Raw genomic sequence first — 1,135 nt, 5'->3', positions numbered from 1 at the left:
GGTGGGGCCGACCGCGCCGCCCATCCCGTAGCCGACGTACCGGGACCAGCGCGGGGACGTGCGGAACTCGCCCGCCCAGTCGCGGTCCGGCTCCCGGTCGAACGCCTGGAACACCTCGGCCCACGCCTGCGCGCCGAAGTGCCGGAGGCCCTCCTCGGGCGGCCCGTAGTAGGCCATCCGCCCGCCGGGGACGAGCACCAGCAGCCGGTCGCAGGCGTTGAGGTTCTCGGTGCTGTGGGTGACGACGATGACCGTCCGGCCGTCGTGCGCCAGGTCCTTCAGCAGCTCCATGACCGTCTTGTCCAGGCCGGGGTCGAGGCCCGAGGTCGGCTCGTCCAGGAAGAGCAGCGACGGCTTGGTCAGCAGTTCCAGCGCCACCGACACCCGCTTGCGCTGGCCGCCCGAGAGCTTGTCGATGCGGGTGCGCGCGTGCGGGGTGAGGCCGAGCTCGGCCAGCACCTCGTCCACCCGGCGCTCCCGCTCGTCCCGCCGGGTGTCGCCGGGGAACCGCAGCTCCGCCGCGAACAGCAGGGCCTGCCGCGTCGCGAGCTGGGTGTGCAGGATGTCCTCCTGCGGGACGAGCCCGATCCGGTGCCGCAGCTCGTCGTAGTCCGCGTACAGGTCGCGGCCGTCGTAGCGGACCGTCCCCTCGGTGGCGGGCCGGGTCCCGGTGACCGCGCCGAGCAGGGTGGACTTGCCCGCCCCGGACGGCCCGATCACCGCGACCAGCGACCGCTCGGGGATCGGGAAGCCGACGCCGTCCAGGAGCACCTTGTCCTCGGGCGTGCGGACGGTGAGGTCCTGCACGAGGACGGACACGTCCCCGGTGTCGACGAACTCCCGCAGCTCGGTGCCGACCAGCCGGAACGTGGCGTGCCCGATGCCGAGCAGGTCCTCCTCGGTCAGCACCGCCCGGTCGATCCGGATGCCGTTCACGTAGGTGCCGTTGTGGCTCCCCAAGTCGGCGATCTCGGCGCGGCCGGGACCCGTCATCCGCAGTTCGGCGTGGTAGCGCGACACCACCAGGTCCGGCACGACGACGTCGTTGTCGGGCGACCGGCCGATCCGCAGCGCCGGAACCCCGCTCCGTCCGCCCTTCGTCCGGCCGGCGCCCCCGGCGCGCCGGGGCTCCCGC

General features: G+C 74.0%; 1 protein-coding gene. It reads right to left on the bottom strand.

Annotation, left to right across the window (positions count from 1 at the left end; translation table 11 throughout):
• A partial coding sequence (locus AB0J52_RS41680) for an ATP-binding cassette domain-containing protein (RefSeq protein ID WP_500188815.1) occupies positions 1-1,135 on the bottom strand: 1,135 nt, incomplete at both ends.

The sequence above is a fragment of the Spirillospora sp. NPDC049652 genome, from assembly GCF_040675125.1.
In the GTDB taxonomy this organism is placed as follows: Bacteria; Actinomycetota; Actinomycetes; order Streptosporangiales; family Streptosporangiaceae; genus Spirillospora.
The sequence above is the reverse complement of the archived record's forward strand: the minus strand, read 5'-3'. Positions and strand labels throughout refer to the sequence as shown.